At 66.7% G+C, this 19,460-nt stretch carries 16 protein-coding genes; 3 read left to right on the top strand and 13 right to left on the bottom strand.

Features of this window, described 5'->3' with window-relative positions; translation table 11 throughout:
* Positions 1-2,907 (bottom strand): bifunctional proline dehydrogenase/L-glutamate gamma-semialdehyde dehydrogenase (locus AC5RUJ_RS02395; protein WP_494155581.1); only part of this gene is annotated, 2,907 nt, incomplete at its 3' end.
* 182 nt (positions 2,908-3,089) lie between these two features.
* On the opposite strand from AC5RUJ_RS02395, the gene AC5RUJ_RS02400 reads away from it, so the two are divergent.
* Complete coding sequence (locus AC5RUJ_RS02400) at positions 3,090-3,992, top strand: LysR family transcriptional regulator (protein WP_494128713.1); 903 nt, start codon at positions 3,090-3,092, stop codon at positions 3,990-3,992.
* Between the two features lie 38 nt (positions 3,993-4,030).
* Here AC5RUJ_RS02400 and AC5RUJ_RS02405 read toward each other — a convergent pair whose 3' ends face one another.
* From AC5RUJ_RS02405 to AC5RUJ_RS02445, 9 genes are all read right to left on the bottom strand, one after another.
* Entirely contained in the window at positions 4,031-5,488 is a 1,458-nt protein-coding gene (locus tag AC5RUJ_RS02405) for a glycosyltransferase family 2 protein (RefSeq protein WP_494128701.1), read from the bottom strand.
* A gap of 109 nt (positions 5,489-5,597) precedes the next feature.
* Entirely contained in the window at positions 5,598-6,173 is a 576-nt protein-coding gene (locus AC5RUJ_RS02410) for a hypothetical protein (RefSeq protein WP_494155580.1), read from the bottom strand.
* Between the two features lie 226 nt (positions 6,174-6,399).
* Positions 6,400-7,635 carry a saccharopine dehydrogenase family protein gene (locus tag AC5RUJ_RS02415; protein ID WP_494128714.1) on the bottom strand — a complete coding sequence of 412 codons (1,236 nt, stop codon included), beginning with the start codon at positions 7,633-7,635 and terminating at the stop codon, positions 6,400-6,402.
* Entirely contained in the window at positions 7,635-8,753 is a 1,119-nt protein-coding gene (locus tag AC5RUJ_RS02420; RefSeq protein ID WP_494128703.1) for a C45 family autoproteolytic acyltransferase/hydrolase, read from the bottom strand. Before AC5RUJ_RS02420 ends, AC5RUJ_RS02415 begins: the two co-directional genes overlap by 1 nt.
* Positions 8,746-9,606, bottom strand: coding sequence for an ABC transporter ATP-binding protein (locus AC5RUJ_RS02425; protein WP_494128704.1), 861 nt, complete (start codon positions 9,604-9,606; stop codon positions 8,746-8,748). Before AC5RUJ_RS02425 ends, AC5RUJ_RS02420 begins: the two co-directional genes overlap by 8 nt.
* Entirely contained in the window at positions 9,603-10,493 is an 891-nt protein-coding gene (locus AC5RUJ_RS02430; protein ID WP_494128705.1) for an ABC transporter ATP-binding protein, read from the bottom strand. The genes AC5RUJ_RS02425 and AC5RUJ_RS02430 overlap by 4 nt, the downstream gene beginning before the upstream one ends.
* Positions 10,493-11,368 (bottom strand): ABC transporter permease, encoded by an 876-nt coding sequence (locus AC5RUJ_RS02435; RefSeq protein ID WP_494128706.1) that lies wholly within the window; start codon positions 11,366-11,368, stop codon positions 10,493-10,495. The genes AC5RUJ_RS02430 and AC5RUJ_RS02435 overlap by 1 nt, the downstream gene beginning before the upstream one ends.
* The gene (locus AC5RUJ_RS02440) at positions 11,365-12,306 is read right to left on the bottom strand and encodes an ABC transporter permease (protein ID WP_494001958.1); all 942 of its coding nucleotides are present in this window, start codon (positions 12,304-12,306) and stop codon (positions 11,365-11,367) included. The genes AC5RUJ_RS02435 and AC5RUJ_RS02440 overlap by 4 nt, the downstream gene beginning before the upstream one ends.
* 13 nt (positions 12,307-12,319) lie before the next feature.
* A complete protein-coding gene (locus tag AC5RUJ_RS02445) occupies positions 12,320-13,966 on the bottom strand; it encodes an ABC transporter substrate-binding protein (RefSeq protein WP_494128707.1) in 1,647 nt (548 codons plus the stop codon).
* Between the two features lie 148 nt (positions 13,967-14,114).
* Between AC5RUJ_RS02445 and AC5RUJ_RS02450 the strand changes: the two genes are divergently transcribed.
* Positions 14,115-15,143 carry a LacI family DNA-binding transcriptional regulator gene (locus tag AC5RUJ_RS02450; RefSeq protein WP_494128708.1) on the top strand — a complete coding sequence of 343 codons (1,029 nt, stop codon included), beginning with the start codon at positions 14,115-14,117 and terminating at the stop codon, positions 15,141-15,143.
* Between the two features lie 129 nt (positions 15,144-15,272).
* On the top strand, positions 15,273-16,553 hold the full coding sequence (locus AC5RUJ_RS02455) for an MFS transporter (protein ID WP_494128709.1): 1,281 nt from the start codon (positions 15,273-15,275) through the stop codon (positions 16,551-16,553).
* A gap of 182 nt (positions 16,554-16,735) precedes the next feature.
* Here AC5RUJ_RS02455 and AC5RUJ_RS02460 read toward each other — a convergent pair whose 3' ends face one another.
* The 3 genes from AC5RUJ_RS02460 to ectA all read right to left on the bottom strand — a co-directional run bounded on the left by AC5RUJ_RS02460 (position 16,736) and on the right by ectA (position 19,099).
* Entirely contained in the window at positions 16,736-17,134 is a 399-nt protein-coding gene (locus tag AC5RUJ_RS02460) for an ectoine synthase (RefSeq protein WP_494023912.1), read from the bottom strand.
* A gap of 50 nt (positions 17,135-17,184) precedes the next feature.
* On the bottom strand, positions 17,185-18,456 hold the full coding sequence (ectB, locus tag AC5RUJ_RS02465) for a diaminobutyrate--2-oxoglutarate transaminase (RefSeq protein WP_494128710.1): 1,272 nt from the start codon (positions 18,454-18,456) through the stop codon (positions 17,185-17,187).
* 133 nt (positions 18,457-18,589) lie between these two features.
* Positions 18,590-19,099 (bottom strand): diaminobutyrate acetyltransferase, encoded by a 510-nt coding sequence (ectA, locus tag AC5RUJ_RS02470; RefSeq protein ID WP_494023914.1) that lies wholly within the window; start codon positions 19,097-19,099, stop codon positions 18,590-18,592.
* Positions 19,100-19,460 lie beyond the last annotated feature (361 nt).

Below are 19,460 nucleotides of genomic sequence, written 5' to 3' on the forward strand. Positions count from 1 at the left end.
GAGCTCGTCCGCGGGCAGCGCCTGGTTCGCGCGCCGGGCCGCCTCCAACAGCTTCGCGGCCGCTCCCGTGATCTCGGCGGTGGCCGTCGACGGGGCGGTCTCCCAGTCGCCGAGCCCGATCAGGTAGTTCGGTCCGCCGGCCTTGGTTCCGGCTCCCACCGAGGACTTCTTCCAGCCGCCGAAGGGCTGGCGCCGCACGATGGCGCCGGTGATGCCCCGGTTCACGTAGAGGTTGCCGGCCTGGATGTTCTGCAGCCAGTAATCCAGCTCGTCCCGATCCAGTGAATGCAGGCCCGAGGTCAGGCCGTACTCGATGTCGTTGGTGATGGCGACAGCCTCTTCGAGCGTTTCGGCGGTCATTACCCCGAGGATCGGGCCGAAGAACTCGGTCAGGTGGTAGCGCGAGCCGCGCTTCACCCCGGTGCGCACGCCCGGGCTCCAGAGCTTGCCGGTCTCGTCCAGCCGTTCGGGCCGGATGAGCCAGCTCTCGCCGGCGCCCAGCGTGGTCAGCCCGTCCAGCAGCTTGCCGTCGGCCGGGGCGATGACCGGGCCCATCTGGGTGGCCGGATCCTGCGGATAGCCCACCTTCATAGAGGTGACCGCGTCCACCAACTGGTTGCGGAAGCGCGGCGACGTGGCGGCGGATCCCACCAGGATCACCAGCGAGGCCGCGGAGCACTTCTGCCCGGCATGGCCGAACGCGGAGTAGGCGACGTCCCTGGCGGCCAGGTCGAAGTCGGCGCTGGGCGTGACGATGATGGCGTTCTTGCCCGAGGTCTCGGCCAGCAGCGGCAGGTCCGGGCGGAAGGAGCGGAACAGCTCGGCGGTCTCGTAGGCGCCGGTGAGGATCACGCGGTCCACCTCCGGGTGCGAGATCAGCTGCCGGCCCAGTTCGCGCTCGCCCAGCTGCACCAGCTGCAGCACATCGCGCGGCACCCCGGCTTCGTCGAACGCCTCCCACAGCGCTTCCACCATCACGGCGCCGGTCCGCGCCGCCTGCTTGGCAGGCTTGATCACGACGGCGGAGCCCGCGGCCAGCGCCGCAAGGGCGCCTCCGGCGGGGATCGCCGTCGGGAAGTTCCACGGCGGGGTGACAACGGTCAGCCTGGACGGAACGAATTCGGCGCCGTCCACCGTGTCCAGCATGCGCGCCAGCTCGGCGTAGAAGTGCGCGAAGTCGGCGGCCTCGGATACTTCCGGGTCGCCCTGGTCAAGGGTCTTGCCGGCCTCGGCGGCCATGACCTCCAGCAGCCGGGCGCGGTGGGCATTCAGTTTGTCGCCGGCCTTGTGCAGCACCTCGGCTCGTTCGGCGCCGCTCATCGCGCCCCAGCTCTTGGACTGCTCGACGGCCGTGGCGATCACCTGCTCCAGCTGCGCTTCATCCTTGACCTCGGCGCCGGCAACGGTATCGATGCCAAGCCTTGAACCGGGGACGCGGGACAGGATCTCCCGGCCCCAGGCCAGGTTGGCGGGCAGGGACGGATCGGTGTCCGGGATGTTGTCGAAGGAATCGACGGGCCGGGCCGGTTCGGGCTTGGTGCGGTCTTGCTGCCGGTTCGGTTCCGGGACGTCGTCGTCGAGGTTATCGAGCGAGGCGAGGAAGCGCTGCTTCTCGCGCTCGAAGAGGTGCTCGTTCTTGCTCAGCTCGAAGACTGCGGACATGAAGTTCTCGCTGCTGGCGCCCTCTTCGAGCCGGCGGATCAGGTAGGCGATGGCCACGTCGAACTCGCCGGGGTGGACCACCGGGGTGTAGAGCAGCAGCGACCCGACGTCCTTCTTCACCGCCTCGGCCTGGCCCTGGGCCATGCCCAGCAGCATCTCGAAGTCGATGGCCCCCGCCAGGTGTGCGATGCCGCGCTGCTTGGCCAGCAGCCAGGCGAAGGCGACGTCGAACAGGTTGTGACCGGCGACGCCGATCCGCACGTTGCCGATCCGGTCCGGGTGCAGGGCGTAGTTGATCACGCGCTTGTAGTTGGTGTCCGAGTCCTGCTTGGTTCCCCAGGTGGCCAGCGGCCAGCCGTGCAGCGACGCCTCCACCTGTTCCATGGGCAGGTTGGCTCCCTTGACCACGCGCACCTTGATCGCGGCGCCGCCGCGGGCACGGCGGGCCGCGGCCCACTCCTGCAGCCGGATCATGGCCTTCAGCGCGTCCGGCAGATAGGCCTGCAGCACAATGCCGGCCTCCAGCTGTTCGAACTCCGGCTTGTCCAGGATCCTGGTGAAGACCGCCATGGTCATCTCCAGGTCCTTGTACTCCTCCATGTCCAGGTTGATGAACTTAGGCTTCGGGGACCTCGCGGCCTGCCGGTACAGCGGCGTCAGGCTTTCGACGACGTGCTCCACCGCCTCGTCGAAGGCCCAGTGCGAGTGCGGTGCCACGGTAGAGGAGACCTTGATGGAAACGTAGTCGACGTCGTCGCGGGCCAGCAGGCGTTTGGTGCCTTCGAGCCGGCGTTCCGCCTCGCGGCTGCCTAGGACGGCCTCGCCCAACAGGTTGATGTTCAGCCGGACGTCTTCCCGGCGGATCCTGGCGATGGCCGGGCCCAGCTTGGCATCGGTCGCGTCCACGATCAGGTGGCCCACCATTTCGCGCAGCACCCGCCGGGCCGCCGGAATGACCACGTGCGGGAGGACCGGGGCCATGGTGCCTCCCACGCGCACCGCGGCCCGCATGTACCAGGGCAGGAAGGCCGGAACCTTCGGTGCCAGTGCGGCCAGGTTGCGGGCGGCAACGCGCAGGTCCTCGGGGCGGATCACACCGTCGACGAATCCCACGGTGAAATCCAGCCCGTTCGGATCATTCAGGACGCCGGCCAGCTGGCGGGCGGAGGCGTCGGCGGGGACTTTCTCGGCCTCGGTCAGCCAGTGGCGGACCAGTTTGATGGAGTCGGCGGCGAGGTCGGCCATCTGCTCATCGGGCAGGTTAGTGGTCTGCACCGGAGCCTCCTTCAGGGCATCGTTCACGGCAGCATCTGTCCCTTCAACGAAATTGCAATGTTCCCTCAGACCAGTATGGAACTAGACTTCGTGAAGCAAAAGCGATCTTTTCCGACCGATAATCATTGGTTTTACTGATGAATGGAGTTGCCGTGCTGGATGTCCGGAGACTGCGCTTGTTGCGCGAGGTCAAAGTCCGCGGCACCTTGGCGGAGGCGGCCGCCGCGCTGAGCCTGAGCCCGTCATCCGTTTCCCAGCAGCTGGCCTTGCTGGAAAAGGAGGCCGGGGTGGCGCTGCTGCGAAAGGCCGGACGCCGGGTGCAGCTCACGCCGCAGGCCGAGATCCTCGTGGTGCACACCGAGTCGCTGCTGTCCACCCTCGAGCAGGCCGAAACGGACTTGGCGGCGTCGCTGACCGCGGTGACCGGACCCGTCCGGCTGGCGGCGTTCCAATCGGCGGCGCTGGCCCTGCTGCCGGAGGCCCTCACCGCCATGCGGCAGCGGCACCCGGACGTGCGGATCGAGATGGTCCAGCGTGAACCAGAGACGGCGCTGTACGAGACCTGGGCGCGCGACTTCGACCTGGTCATCGCCGAGCAGTACCCCGGCCACGCGGCGCCGCACCATCCGGAGCTTGACCGCCAGAAACTGACCAGCGACGCTATCCGGCTCGCGGTACCGCCCGCCGCCGTGGCCGGAACCGCCGTCACCTCGGTCGACGACGCCCGGAGGCTGCCGTGGGTGATGGAACCGCATGGCGCAGCTTCCCGGCATTGGGCGGAACAGGCGTGCCGCCAGGCCGGATTCGAGCCGGATGTGCGGTATGAGACGGCCGACCTGCAGGCGCAGATCCGGCTGATTGAATCCGGCAACGCGGTGGCGTTCATGCCGGACCTGGTCTGGACCGGCCGGGACACCACCTGCCTGCTGCTGGACCTGCCGGGCCTGCCGCGGCGCACGGTCTTCACCTCGGTCCGCCGCGGCTCTGCCAACCGACCGGCCATCCTGGCGTTCCGGGCAGTCCTGGAGGCAACGGCCCGGGAAATCGCGGCCTGAGGTCCGGGCCGCCCCGGCACCTCCGCTAGGCCCGCGCCCTACGCCGCGGGCTGTTTGCGCTGGTCCAAGCTGAGGTTTCCATGCACCGTGGCGTAGGCGCGCAGGCCTGCGGCAATGTGCGGCAACCCCTTCTCCGGTGCCAGGATCCTGCGGGCCGGACCGGTTATGCCGTCCAACCGGAGCTGCACGAACAGGTCCACCAGCACCGGGCCCAGGCCGGCCAGTTCGCTCCGGGGCAGGACGGCACGGTAGCCGCCGCCGTCGTCCCTGACGTCAAAGCCGAGCTCGGCGTCTGTCCCGCGGGCGCGTGCCACGAGCCGGACCGATTCGTACTCCGCCGCCGGTTCGAACACCAACCCGAACGACACGGACTCCCCGTCGAGCCGGGGCTGCAGGGCCCGCGGCGTCGGTTTCAGCGCTTCCTCGGTGGCGGCCAGCTTGAGCAGGCCTTCCGCATCCCGTGCCCGGACCAGCTGCGAGCGCTGCCGGTAAGGAAATGACAGCTGCTCCTCCAGCCGTTCCGGAATGTGTTGGTCCACGAAGGCGGCATGGGCCGCCACCCACCGCTGCCGCGTGCCCGGCGCCATCGACCGGTAGCGGTCGGGCACGTAGAAGCGAAGGAGTTTGCGCCGGTACAGGTCCAGCACCAGCAGCTCAGCATGTTCAGGGTCCGGATGGTTCTCCCGGATGATCCGCGCGATTTCGGCGACGGATCCGGTGTACCCCTCCGGGATGGCGCGCTCGGAGCTGATGTTGGTTCCGTCGTCGCGGGTGCGGATGAAGTAATAGTCGTAGTCGGCCGCGATCGCGTTCCTCCGGGAGGCCAGGTAGCAGCGGGTGAGCATCATGCCGTCTTCCAACCGGACTTTGCCCTCCGGGAAGCGGATGCCGTGTGTGTCCAGCAGCTCACGCCGGATCAGCTTTTGCGGTGAGAGCGTGCCCAGGATTTTGCGCACGGGCACGTCCGGCACGGTCTCGGTGAAGAGCGAAGACTGCACGCGTCGGCCGCCGATTCCGACCATGCGCGGGGCCAGCACGTCGACCTGGTACTTGTCGGCAAAGTCGACCATCCGGCGCAGTGCTTCGGGCCCCAGCTTGTCGTCCGCATCGCAGAAGAAGACGTAATCGGAACTGCTGGCGGCGATCCCTACGTTGCGGGGCTTTCCCGGCCAGCCGCTGTTCTGTTGATGGATGACCCGCCAGTTCGGATGCCGCGCGGCGTACTCGTCCAGCAGCTTGCCTCCGCCGTCGGTGGAGCCGTCGTCCACGGCGATCACCTCGAAGAGCGCCGAGTCCAGGTCCTGTGCAACCAGCGATTCCAGCAGCTCCCTCAGGTAGGGCAACGCGTTGAATACCGGGATCACCACGGCCACCCGCGCGGTCTGCGCACTGGCCGTCGGCCCGGAGTCACTCTCGCGCACGCGAAACTGCCCCGCGCGCGCGGCAATCCGTTTCAGCTTGCGCCGTGCGCCTGCCAGTTTGTCCTTGATGGCCACGCGGTCCCCTTCGATCGGCAGCAGTTAATGCATTCTGCCACTGTGATCGAGCTGAATGACGGTGAGAGGCGGAATCGTGACGGGGTGGACAGGGTGGTAAGTACTGCTCTCAGCTGTAGAGCGCCAAGAGCGCGGCCTGCTGTCCGCAGATCAAGAGGACGCACAGGACAGCCATCGCAACGGCCGATTTGTTCCAACTGGTGACGACTGCGGGTCCCGGTGGCGGTTCGGAATTCGGGAGGCTGGACCTGGATCTTGTCCACAGGCGGACGAGCGGATGCTGCTCCAGCCCCTGCCGTTGACCCGAAGAGGTAGTTCGGTCCCATGGGGTTATCGTGGCCGGTCCCACTGACGCACTGTGCTGGTTGCCGGCGGCCCGCGCATTTTGAGGAAAGGGTGCACCCCAGCTTGTGTAGGTCTTGGCCCCGGTCCTGATCCTCACGGCACTGCGTACGCTGACGTCATCAACGACGGCAAAGGGAATGGCGTGGGACCGAAAGCTATTGGTGATGAGAACGGAGTCGTCATCATAGGCAAGGCGTGGAATCCACAGGAAAATGTAGGCGAACGAAGCTGCCAGCAAAGGCCACACTATCCATCGCAGGAGGGATTCTTCCTGCGCCTGGGCGAACAGCAACACGAGCGCCGCCGCAGCGGAGACCCAGATCAGGATTGCAGTCCACATGGCCGACTTTTCCTTGAGCACGCTCCGCTTTGGCTCGGTCCGTGAGTTTGTTGCCATACGGTATGCCCCGTCCCCTTTGACTGCTGCCGTTACTGCATTCTGCCATCCCTCTCGCCGATGCATGCACGCCGCCGCGGATCACGGACGTTGCCCATGGACTTGTCCCAAACCGGGCGGGTAATTCCCCGTCTCTAACGGATTCACCTGCGGCCGGCATGTAGAACTCCTATACCGCTTCCTCCCGCATCCCCCACGGGGAACCGTAGCCCTCGGGTGCGGGCGCCGACATCAGGTCCAGGAAGGGTTTGGCGTCGAACGCCTCCGGGCCCAGGACGCCGGCTCCGCTCCAGACGCCCGAGGCCAGGAGTTCCAGGGCGATGATCGGGTTCAGCGCCGTCTGCCACACCACGCACTGGCTGCCGTATTCGGCCATGGTGTCGGCGTTGTCGGCGACATGGTAAAGGTAGGTCCGCCGCGGGGCGCCGTCCTTGTCCTTGCCTGTCACCAGGACGCCTGCGCATGTCTTGCCGGTGATCCTGGGCCCGAGCGTGGCCGGATCCGGCAGGCAGGCGGCCACGACGTCCCGCGGGCTCACGGATGTTCCCTTGACGTTGACCGGCGTGGTGGAATCGAGGCCCAGCTTGTGCAGGACCTTGAGCACCTCGATGAATTCATCGCCCAGCCCGTACTTGAAATTGACCTTGCCGGCATCCAGCCACCGGGGCATCAGCAGGACTTCCTCGTGTTCCACGTTGACGCACTCCACGGGGCCGATGCCTTCGGGAAAATCGAAGACTTCGGGGTCGCTGAAGGGCTCTGTGGTGCTCCAACCGGTCTCGGCGGAATAGATCACCGGCGGGTTGAGGCATTCCTCGATGGTGGTCCAAATGGAGAAGGACGGCGCGAAATCGTATCCCTCGACCTTCAGGTTGGCGCCGTCGCGGACGCCGATCTCGTCGATGACGGAGAACAGGTAGTCCTGGGCGTACCGGGCCAGGACGTCGGAGAGTCCCGGTTCCACGCCTATCCCGACCAGAGCCAGCCGCCCGGCTTCCTCCCACTCAGCGGCCCGCTCGAACTGCTGGTCCCCCAGCTTGACGCCGGTGAGCTCATAGGGTCGTTCCGGGTGCGGCGTGGACAGTGACATTGCCATGTCCAGATAGGTGGCTCCGGCGTCCGCGGCACCCTCGAAGACCGGCATGACGAAACGGGGGTCAACGGCGTTGAGCACGTGGGTGATGCCGTGGTCCCTGATGGCACCGGCAACGGCCTCCCTGCTTGACGCGTCCAGGGCAATCGCGCTGAACCGTCCGCGCCGGCCCTCCGGCAGCGCCTCGACTACGGCGCGGGCCCGTGCCGGGTCGTAGTCCGCCAAAACGAAGGCCTCAAAGAATTCCCGCCGGGCGGCAATGCCTGCGGCGGCGCCGCCCACTCCGCCTGCTCCAATACACAGAATCCGCATCATGCTCCCTTGGGGGTGTCTTGGCTGTTGCTGCCGGCAGGCTCGGGACTCAGGCGGAACCAGCTGTTCGTCGTCACGTCGGTGGGCGCGCCCGGTGACGCGAGCAGGGTGCCGGCCGCCGGGTCAATGCCCACGGTTGCCAGGGTCGCCCAGCGGGAGCCCAGGCCGGCACCCGGGGTCGGCACGCAGCACAGTTCGGCCCCGTCACCGGGAACCGAGCACAGGTAGGGCACGAGATCCTGCGGCTGACGGGGCTGGAACGCAGCGCTGACCCGCCTGTCCAGCAAGTCGATCCGCTGCTGGGAGTCCGGCTGGTACAGCTCGGTCTTCTCCCCCTTCGCCAGCCTTGGGGCCAGGAAATGGTTGGTGTGCAGCAGGTGACCGCCGGTCGGCTTGATCACCTCGGCCCCCTCGGGGCTGAGCTCCACGATTGCTGCGCCGGCCCTGGTGACCACGGTGATGGCGCTGGAAGTCTTGACCGGTGCGTCGAGGAGTATGTCCACGGCCTCGTCCAGCGAAGCTGCCGCGTGCAGTACCTGCGCGGCTGCGATGTGGACGGGCACCGCCCCCGGACTGTCCTGCCTGTGACCCAGCACGTTCAGGTGCACGCCGACGCCGGCGTCGTTCAGGCCGATCTTGGCGAGGATTCCGTACTCCGTCAGTCCCACGAACCGGCCCTGGCTGGTTTCAACCGACTGCAAGTGCCAGGCGGCGGCGAGTTCTTCGTGCCAGTCCCAGGTCTGCAAGGAGAAAGGCCGGGCTCCGGCGCTGACGACGGTAGAACACTCCCCCGGCCGGGCCCGTTCCGAGAGGGACAGGATTTCGGTCCGGGCATTAAGGGCGCTGACCTTCCAGACGGGCAGGCCCGCTCCCTCCGCGGTGCCGCGGATCTCGGCCGCGAGGTGCGTCGCCCAGGCTTCAGTGGCGGCCAGGCTGCGGGTGGCTTCCCGCTCCACGACGGTTTCGCTGATGCCGTGGGCCTCGAACAGTTGGCGGTAAACGTCCCAGCAGCCGGCGATACCGCTGCGTCCTTCGGTGCCGCGCTGCACGCCCAGCTGGCGGGGGTCCCCGCCTCGAAGCGTCAGCACCTGCGGGATCGTGCCTGCGGGGTCAGTCAATGTCGTGCTCCTCATCCAATGTCGCGCTGTCGCGGCGCCGCGGCTTCCAGCCGGGCCGCGGCGCGCTGTCGATCAACCGTCGGGTGTACGGGTGTGCCGGGCTGTCGAGGATCTGGTCGGCAGTGCCGGCTTCGACGATGACCCCGCGGCGCATCACCACGATGGAGTGGGCTATCTGGCGTGCCACCGCCAGGTCATGCGTGATGAAGAGATAGGTCAGCTGTTTTTCCCGCCGCAGCTGTTCGAGCATCCGCAGGATTTGCGCCTGGACGGTGACGTCCAGCGCGGAGACGGCCTCGTCGAGCACGATGACCCCCGGCGATGCCGCCAGCGCCCGCGCTATGGCCACGCGCTGCTTCTGCCCGCCGGAGAGTTCGTCCGGGAGCGCGGACATGTGGGTTTCGGTCAATCCGACTTCCCGGAACAACTCGAGGCAGCGCCTGCGTCGTGCTGCCGGGTCCAGGGAGGTGTGGGCCTTCAACACCTCGGCAACCGCCTCGGAGACCGGCAGCCGGCGGTTCAACGACCCCTGCGGGTCTTGGAAGACCATTTGGACGTCCTTTGACCGTTCCCGCCGGATTCGGCGGCTGGTCCGCGGGCTGACCGGTTTGCCGTTGAGGAAGACGGACCCGCTGTCCGGGGTTTCCAGCCCCACGAGCATCCTGGCCAACGTGCTCTTTCCCGAACCCGATTCCCCCACCACGGCCAGGCAGTGTCCGCGCTCGATGGCCAGGGACGCGTCTTTGACGGCGTGGACGTGCGTGCGGTTACGGCCGGAACCAACGGTGAACTTCTTGTTGAGTTTGCTTATGACGACGGCGGGGGCCGTGGGCTGCGTCTGCACGCCGGTCATTGCTTCACCTCTCGGGATGCCTCGCGGCTTGGTGGACCGGGCACGTTTGTCCCGGCACGAGGTCCGGCCTGCGTTTGGGGGTCGTCGCCTGTCCCGGCGTCGATGCGGTGATCCAGGCTGGGCTTGGCCGCGACCAGCTTCCGGGTGTATTCGTGTTCCGGCCGGTTCAGCACCCGGTCTGCGGGGCCGGATTCGACGATCCGGCCGCCCGACATGACGGCGATACGGTCGCACGCCGCCGCGGCCAGGTCCAGGTCGTGGGTCACGAAGATCATCGCCATGCCTGCCTCGGTCCGAGCCTCGTCCAGGATGGCCATGACGTCGGACTGCGTCGTGACATCGAGCGCCGTGGTCGGTTCGTCCGCCAGCAGCAGCTCGGTGCCCCTGGCCACCGCGCCGGCAATGACGACCCGCTGGAGCATGCCGCCGGAGAGCTGGTGCGGGTAGGAACGCAGGCAGCGGGCGACGTTGTGGATGCCCACCTGCTCGAGCACGTCCCCGGAAAGCCGCAGGGCTTCCTGGGCGGTCGCTGCAGGCCTGGCGGCTTGGATGCCTTCCACCAGGAATTTGCTGACCGGCAGCACCGGATTCAGGGCGGCCTGCGGATTCTGGGAGATCATCGAGACGGCACCGGCCCGGAAGGCGCGGAGCCGCTCGCCGGAGTACGCCAGCGTGTCCTCCCCCTTGTAGAGGACCCTGCCGGCAATGTCCGTCCGCGGCGGCAGGGTCTGGAGGATCGTCCGCATGGTCATCGATTTTCCAGAGCCGGACTCCCCCACCAGGCCGACGGACTCGCCCTTCTCCACCACGATGTTGATATCGGACAGCAGCGTCGTCCGGCGGTGCTCCGGCCCGATCTTCACGGTGACGTTCGACAGTTCGAGCATTAGATCCTCCCTGCTGCCCGGCGCCCGCCGAGCTTTTCGCCCAGGAATCCCAGCGCGGCAACGGTCAGCACAATGAGCAGGCCTGCGTAGAGGCTCTCTTGCGGGTAGCCGGCCAGAAGTGAGGACTGGCCGGAGGAAACCATGAGGCCCCAGTCCGCGTCGGGCGGTTGCACGCCAAAGCCGAGGTAGGACAGGGCGGCGAGGTCGATCATGCCGTAGCCGAAGTTGATGCTCATTCCCGTCATGACCTGCTGTTTCACGTTCGGCAGCAGGTGCCGCACGGTGATGGAAAACCCGGAGATACCCTGCAGCTCCGCCGATTTCACATACGGCAGATTCCGCTCGCGCAGGGCCACGCTGCGGATCACCCGGGCGGTATACGGGGTGAAGCCGATCGCCAGGGCAATCACGGCGGTCTCCACTCTCGCGCCGAACACCGCCACCGCCAGCACGGCCAGCAGCAGGTTTGGAAACGCGAACAGAAAATCCAGGACCCTGCTGATGAGGTTGTCCACCCAGCCGCCGAACCAGACGGCGACCAGGGCAAGGGTGCCGCCCATCACGGCGGTGAGCACGGCGACGGCGAGGGCGGCGAGAATGCTGGAGCGGGCGCCGGTGGCGAGCCGGGAGAACAGATCCCGTCCGGCCTGGTCCGTTCCGAGCCAATGCTCGGTCCCGGGAGGAAGATAGCGCTCCACGACGTTGCCGGCCGTCGGATCGAACGGTGTGAGGGCCGGCCCGATCAGGGCGAACAGTCCAATCAGCACCACCCAGCCCAGGCAGATGGCCGTCAGGACATCCGGCTTCAACCGGCTCTTCCGTGACGGGCTCCGCTTCAGTGCCCCGGAGCGTCCGGTTTCTTCCAGCGTGCTCATGACGCCGCCCCCAAACGCACCCTCGGATCGATCACGACATAGAGCAAGTCGACGGCCAGGTTGATGAGGCCGAAGGCCACGACCATGATCAACGACACTGCCTGCACCACCGCGAAGTCCTTCTGCTGCACGGCCGCCACCAGCAGTGCGCCGATGCCGTCGAGTGTGAACGCGTACTCGACCACGAAGGCGCCGGCCAGCAAGGCGGCGACGTGGACGCCGGAAACCGTTGATACGGGAAGCATCGAATTGCGCAGGACGTGGCGCCGTATGACGATCCGTTCCAGCACTCCCCGGGACCGCGCCGTCTGGGCGTGCTCGGACTCGCGCTCTTCCTTAACCGCGGTGCGGGTAATGCGCGCGACCACCGCCAGCGAGGGAAGCGCCAACGCCAACGCCGGCAGGGTCAGGTGATGGAGCCTGCCGGCCAGGCCCTCGCCGGAGCCGAAGACCGGAAACCAGCCGAGCATGACCCCGAAGACACTCATCAGCAGCAGTGCCGCGAAGAATGTCGGTACGGCAAAGCCGAGATTCGATCCGAAAAGCACCACGTTCTCCAGCCAGCCCGGCCGAAGTCCGGCCAGGCAACCGAGTCCGATGCCGCCAATCACGATGATCAGCGCGGCGTAGAGGGTGAGGGACAGTGTGGTGGGCAAGCGGCCCGCGATGAGATCGGCGACTTCCTGGCGGTTGGCCAGCGACTGGCCGAAGTCCCCCTGGACAACACCCCACAGCCAGTTGAAGTAGCGGACCAGAAACGGGTCGTCCAGGGAGTACTGCGCCCTGATGGATGCCAGTACCTCCGGCGTCACGGTCCGGCCTTGCACCAGGAACTGCTCGGGGCTTCCTGGTGCAAGGTACAGTCCGCCAAAGACCGCAAAGCTGGAGGCCAACAGGATCGTTCCCAGTGCCAAGAGCCTTTTGACGATATAGATCATGACGGCTTTTTCGTTACTCCGCGGCGCCCAGGTCCGCACCCCAGGGGTAGTAGAGATAGACGAAGGACGCCGGTACGCCCGTCACCCGCTCATTCAGGAAGAGCCGTCCTGCCGGATCGACGATGGGCAGCCAGGGCAGGTCGGCCATGGCCAACGCCTCGATTTCGGCGACCTTCGCGGCACGCTCCGTGTCGTCGGTCAGAACCTCCGCCTCGGCGATGAGTTTCTCAATCTCCGGGTTGCTGTAGTCGGAGAAGTTCTGCGACCCGCCTTCCTTCACAATGGTGCGCAGGAACACCAGGGGATCCGGAACGTCCATGTAATTGGTGGTGACGAAGGCGCCGTGCCCGGCACGGGCCTCGGGATCCGAGAAGAAGGCGCCGAATTGTGCGCTCGGCACGCCCTGGGGCTTGACCGTCAGCCCGATTTCCTGGCCGGCACGCGCCAATTCGGAAATGATGTCCGCGTAGAAGGACCGTTCGCTCGGGTACACGATGGTGATCGGCTCGCTCAGGTCGGCTTCTGCCTCCGCGAGGATTTTCTTGGCCTCCTCGACGTTCGCTTCAACCGGCGGCAGTTTTTCGCGCGCTGCGCTGAAGACGTCGTCGCCGTAAGACCAGCCGCCGTCGGGAATCAGGGACCGGGACGGCATGGCCGTGCCCTCGTACACCGTCTCCGCCAACGCCGATGTGTTCGCGGCGGTCCACAGTGCCTTCCGCACAGCAGGATCGCCCAGCGGGCCGTCGCCTGTGGCGATGATGGCCGAGAGCTGCAGGGACTTGCCGAGAATCAGCTCGCCGTTGGTCGCAGACTGAAGTTGCGGTACCGCGCTGAGCGGGACGTCGTAGGACCCGTCCACTGCTCCGGACGCTAGCGCGTTGGTGATGGCCGCGGGGTCGACGATGAACTGGATGTCGAGGTTCTGCACCTTGGGCATGCGGTCGCTGTTCCAGTAAGCATCGTTCTTGGCCAGGGAGATGCTCTGGCCGCTGTTCCACTGGTCAACCGAGAAGGGCCCGGTACACATCACGCCCTCCTGCGGCGTGCCGAACGCTTCGCCTGCCTCTTTGCGCTGTGCCTCCTGCACGATGACGCCCAGCGGTGTGGCCATGTAAGAGTTGAACGTGACGTCCGGAGAGCTCAGGCTCACGGTCACTTCGTACTCGCCCGTGGCCTTGATCGATTCGACGTTGCCGCTGACCGCGTCGCTGGCCCAGTAGCTGCCCTCGTCAGGATCCAGGTGCCGGTTCAGGCTGAAGACCACGTCCTGGGCGGTCATCCGCGTGCCGTCCCAGAAGGTCACGTCATCCCGCAGCTGGTAGATGTACGTCTTGCCGTCGACGTTCTCGAACGATTCGGCAAGGTTGGGTGCAATTGTGTAGTCCGGTTCCATCACCATCAGGCCTTCGCACAGGTTGGCCACGACGGTGTTTTCCGGGTAGTTGAAGGCCTTGATTGGATCCAGTGACGCCGGTTCGCCGAACGGCAGGTTCCAGGTGACGGTATCCAGTTCGCCCGCCGCCGGTTCGGTGGTGGTCTGCAGTTCCCCCAGGCCGCTGCCTGCCTCCGCATCCGGCGCGGCCGCTCCGCCGCCGCCGTTGCTGCACGCGGTCAGCAGCATCGCGAGGGCCACCGACGTGGCCAGCGTGACTTTCTTCATCCTGCAATCCCCTTTGCTTCACAGTGTGTGGTTCCGATGGGACGCTTGCTCTGCGTATTCCAGTAAGCTACGGGGATAAAACCTTTTATATAACGTTTTAGTTGTTCTGTTATGCAACCGTTATGACTTCAATCACGGAGGGCGGACGATGCGCCGGCGAGTCACCATCCACGATGTGGCCCAGGAAGCCGGCGTGTCCATCACCGCCGTCTCACACAGCCTGAACAACAAGGGCACGCTGTCGGCCGAAACCCGCGAGCGCGTGCGGCAGACGGCCGAAAGGCTGGGGTACCAGCCCGATCCGATGGCGCGGGGACTGCGCAACAGCCCGATCGGGGTCATTGGACTCATGCTCCGGCCGCTGGATTCGCTCGGAACGTATCGCCCGCACGGCGTGGACTACTTCACCAGGCTCTCCGGGGCCGTTGCCGTGGAGTGCCTGGAGCGCGGGCTGAGCGTCATGCTCGTCCGGGACCTGACGCGGTTGCCGCGCTCCCCGCTCGCCTTGTCGCTGGACGGCTACATCATTGACGATCCGCTCGAGGAGGATCCGGTCATCGACCTGTTAATGGGGCTGGCCGCTCCTTTCGTCACCATTGGACGCGATCCTGCACGGCCCGACTTTCTCGATTGGGTCGGTTCCCACGACTCGGAAGAGACGGAGGCAGTGCTGTCCAGGTTCCACCGATCCGGGGCACGCTCCATCTGCCTCATCACAGGCATGGACCGCAACGCCTGGAACCTCGACTCCACGGCGGCCTACCGCAGCTGGGCAGCGCGTCACGGGATGAAGCCACGCATCGCCATCCGGCCGGAGTCCGACGGCGTCGACGGCGGCAGGGCCGCCATGCAGGAACTGCTGGACGCCGGCGAGGCAATGCCGGACGCTGTCTACTGCCTGACCGGGCGGCACGCGCGCGGCGCCCTGGAGGAACTGGCGGCGCGGGGCATCGCCGTGCCCGGGCAGGTCCAGCTGATCGCCGGTTCGGATTCAGAACAGTCGCGCAACAGCAGCCCCGCGATCAGCGCCATCGATCTGGAACCGGAGCTCATCGCGGCGGCCGCGGTCAGCCATCTGTCCCGGAAAATGCTCGGGGAGTCCGGTATTCCGGCAAAGCTTTCCGCCAGGCTGATCCTGCGCGAGAGCACACTCGATTCCGGCAGCGACCGGACGTGACGGTGGCCCACCTTCCGCAGGATTCCAGCCGAAGGCGGGCCACCGCCGTCGTTGTCTATTCTGGCTGACGGAAGCTGAGATCGGCGGGTCCTTTGGCGAGCCCGTCGGCGGCGCTGGCAGACTGTTTAAATGACCCCCGAAGGCCGCGGCAAGGACGTCTTCCGGCTCCCCGGCTTCTTCGCGTGGTGGACCGCCGAGACCGTCTCCGAGTTCGGGGCGTATTTCACCACGGTGGCCCTGCAGGTACTGGTGGTCCTGACGCTCGGCGGGACGGCTGTGGAAGTGGGCCTGGTTAACGCCGCGCGCTGGCTGCCGTACGCCGTGCTGGGCCTGCTGGTCGGGGCGCTGATGGAACGGGGCCGACGTCGGCCGGTACTCATCGGCACGGACCTGGGCCGCGGGCTGCTGCTGGGCCTCATTCCGCTGCTCTGGTTGCTGGACCGTCTGGAGTTGCCGGTCCTGATCGCCTTCGTGGCCGGCTTCGGCGTACTGTCGCTGCTCAATGACTCTGCATCGCAATCGTTCCTGCCGCGGTTGGTTCCACAACATGCACTGCTCCCGGCCAACGCCCGGCTGGACCAGAGTGCATCCGTGGCCCAGGCATCGGGACCGGCCTTGGCCGGCGGACTGGTCGCTCTGCTGGGACCCCCACTGGCGGTTCTGGTGAACTCGATGACTTATCTCTACTCGGCACTTGTGGTGAGTCTGTTGAAGACTCCCGAACCGGCCCCACCCGCCACCACTGGCAGGCAGAGCCTGTGGGCCGACATCGCCGAAGGTCTGCGCTTCACCTACCGGCATCGGATGCTCGGGCCGCTGACTCTTTCAACACACGGCTGGTTCCTTGCCAACGGCGTGCTGGTGACCGTCTTCGTTCCCTATGCGCTGCTTGGCCTGGGCCTCGGCCCCTTCGAATTCGGTGCGGTGCTGGCCTGCGCCGGAGTAGGGGCCCTGATTGGTGCGTCATTCTCCAGCAGGTGGGGCCTGTCTTGGGGAGCCGGCCGCGTGGTGATCGCCTGCCGGGCTTCGATGGCTGTCTCCTGGACGATCATCGCGACGGCCTCATTCATGGACGAACCCGGCCAGGCCATCTCCATCGTCGCCGTCGGACAATTGCTGTGCGGCCTCGCCATGGGTGCCGAGAACGCCAACGAGATGGGCTACCGGCAAGCCGTCACACCGGACCGGCTCCAAGCGCGAATGAACACCACAACACGGTCCATGAACCGCGCGATGATCGTTATTGGGGCCCCGCTAGGTGGTTTAGCCGCCGATGCGTGGAGCTACGCGCCGATCATCTGGGTGGCGGCGGCCTGCTTTGTGGTGGTGGCGGCAGGACTGGCGGTGTCCGATTTCCGCCACGCCCGCCACGGCGATCTCCCCGACGATCTCCCGCAACCGGCCGGCTAGAACCAGGCTTCCGGCAACACCTCGGGCATGCAAAAGCGGTGGCCCACCGTCCGCAGGTTTGCTGCGGAAGGCGGGCCACCGCCGTCGTCGTCTGCCGTCAGTTCAGTGACGGCATTCCGGTGCTACCGGCGGCCGGGGGTGACCCCCCGGGTGCCGATGCAGTCCGGGCGCACCTGCCGGACTCAGTTAGCCGGCTCGGCCTCGATAAGCGGGTACACGCCGTTCTCGTCGTGGACTTCCCGGCCGGTGACCGGCGGGTTGAACACGCAGGCCATGCGCAGTTCGGTGGTGGCGCGGACGGTGTGCTTCTCGTGCCCGTCCAGCAGGTACATGGTCCCGTCGCGCAGGTCGTGGACTTCGCCGGTGACCTCGTTGGTCAGCGTGCCCTCGCCCTGGACGCAGTAGACGGCCTCGATGTGGTTGGCGTAGTGGAACGTGGAGGTGGTGCCCGCGTAGATCACCGTGTCGTGGAAGGAAAAGCCCACGCCCTCTCCCGCCAGCACCATGCGCCGGCTCCGCCAGGTCTCGGACTTAACGTCGCGGTCGGTGTCGTTCAGGTCGTTCAGGTTGGTAACAAGCATCGGTACTCCTCGGATAGGAAGTCAGGAAGTTTCGTTGGGGGTGCGCGGGGCTAGAGGGCTCCGACCAGTTCCGGCACCGCGGTAACGGCGCGGGTCGCGTCGATCAGGATGTCCAGGCCGCGGTCCAGTTCGGCGGCGCTGATGGTCAGGGCCGGCATCAGCTTCACCACTTCGCCCTCGGGGCCGGATGTTTCCACCAGCAGCCCGTTGTCGTAGGCCTCGGCGGCGATCTTGCCGGCGGTTTCGTTCTCCGGGAACTTCACCCCGGCGAGCAGGCCGCGGCCGCGCACGCTGGCGCCCTCCACCAGACCGGCGATCCGCTCCAGCCCCTCGTGCAGCTGCACGGCCCGGGCCTGGATCTGTTTCTGGAACTCGCCGGTCCGCCAGTAGGTCTCCAGCGCCGCCGTGGCCGTCACGAACGCCGGGTTGTGCCCGCGGAAGGTGCCGTTGTGCTCGCCGGCTCCCCAGACGTCCAGCTCCGGGCGGAACAGGGTCAGCGCCATCGGCAGGCCGTAGCCGGAGATGGACTTGGACAGGCAGACGATGTCCGGGGTAATGCCGGCTTCCTCGAAGCTGAAGAACGTTCCGGTGCGGCCGCAGCCGGCCTGTACATCGTCGACGATCAGCAGGATCTCGTGCTTCTTGCACAGGTCGGCCAGGCCGCGCAGCCAGCCGGCGCGGGCGGCGTTGAGGCCGCCTTCGCCCTGGACGGTCTCCACGATGATGCCCGCCGGCTTGTCCACGCCCGAGCCGCTGTCCTCCAGCACGCGCTCCAGCCACAGGAAGTCTGCGGTTTCGCCGGAGAAGTAGTCGTCGTAGGGGATTTTGGAGCTGTTGGTCAGCGGGATGCCCGCGCCCCGGCGCTTCATCGAGTTTCCGGTCACCGACAACGAACCGAGCGTCATGCCGTGGAACGCGTTGGTGAAGGAGAGGATGTGCTGGCGGCCCGTCACCTTGCGGGCCAGCTTCAGGGCGGCCTCAACGGTGTTGGTGCCGGTGGGGCCGGGGAACATCACCTTGTAGTCGAGGTTCCGCGGCTCGAGGATGACCTCCCGGAAGGTCTCCAGGAACGTGCGCTTGGCCGGGGTCTTCATGTCCAGCGAGTGCACGACGGCGCCGCTGGCCAGGTACTCCAGCAGCGGCTGCAGCAGCTTCGGGTTGTTGTGGCCGTAGTTGAGCGCCCCGGCGCCGGAGAAGAAATCCCGGTAGGTGGTCCCGTCCTCGGCGGTCATGGTGCTGCCCTCGGCGCGGGTGAACACGGCGGGCCAGCTGCGGCAGTAGCCGCGGACCTCGGACTCGAGGGTCTCGAAAATGTCAGTCATGGAATACGCTTCCTTCCTCAGTGCGGCAGCGGGCGGGCCCGGGTAGGGGACAGCGCCACAGCAGCCGCAGGTCGCTTCATGCGGATGTGCGTTGGTGGAGGTTGTGCTTGGCCGGCCGCGGGGCCGGCGGGATTTAATTGAGCGGCCCGATCCGGAACAGGTACTCGGTGTCGTGCCCGTCCGGGTACAGCTCTTCGGTGAAGAGCGGTTCGCGTTCCATTGGCGCCTCCCGGCGCGACGCAAAGCCGGCAAACAGCCGGACGGAGGCCTCGTTGTCCGCCGTGATGGTGGTTTCCACCCGCTCGGCCAGGACTTGCCAGGCCAGACGGTCCAGCATGTCCGCCGCCAGCCTGCGGCCGCGGAACCGCCGGTCCACGGCCACCTGCCACACCATCAAGGTGCCCGGTTCGTCGGGGCGCATGTAGCCGGTGATGAAACCGGCCGGCTCGCCGTCCACCGTGGCGATGATCGACGTCTCGGCGAAGTCGCGGGTCCACAGCAGGTAGGAGTAGGACGAGTTCAGGTCCAAGACCTGGGAATCCCTGGCCATGCGCCACAGGGACTGCCCGTCGTTCAGGGTTGGTTTACGGAAGCTTGCTTCGATCCTCGGTCTGGTCTGGGTTTCTGCTAGTTCTTCAACCATCCCTTCAAACGTAACGAGATCAGAGCCGTTATCAACTCGAAACCTGCCGACTTGACAGCGGTTCGGACGCTTTCGCCGCCCCTGCCGCCAAGGTCGCATACCGCCGAATCCCTTGTGCCAGTTGCCCTCCGGCGGCATGACGATGGCGGCGTCCGGGCGCGCTTTTATCGTTACCATTTCGTGACCTTTGCTGTGTGACGACCGGCCGAAAGTGTAGTCTCAGCCGTGCAAAGGAGCGCCCGAGTGGCCGTTACCCGCGCCTTGGCACGACCCGCGGCCGGGATTCTCCACGCCGGGAAGCCCCGGCCGTTACGCGGCGCCTCGGCACGACCCGCGGCCGGGCTTCTACGGCCGGGAAGCC

Source organism: Arthrobacter sp. Y3223164 (assembly GCF_059091005.1).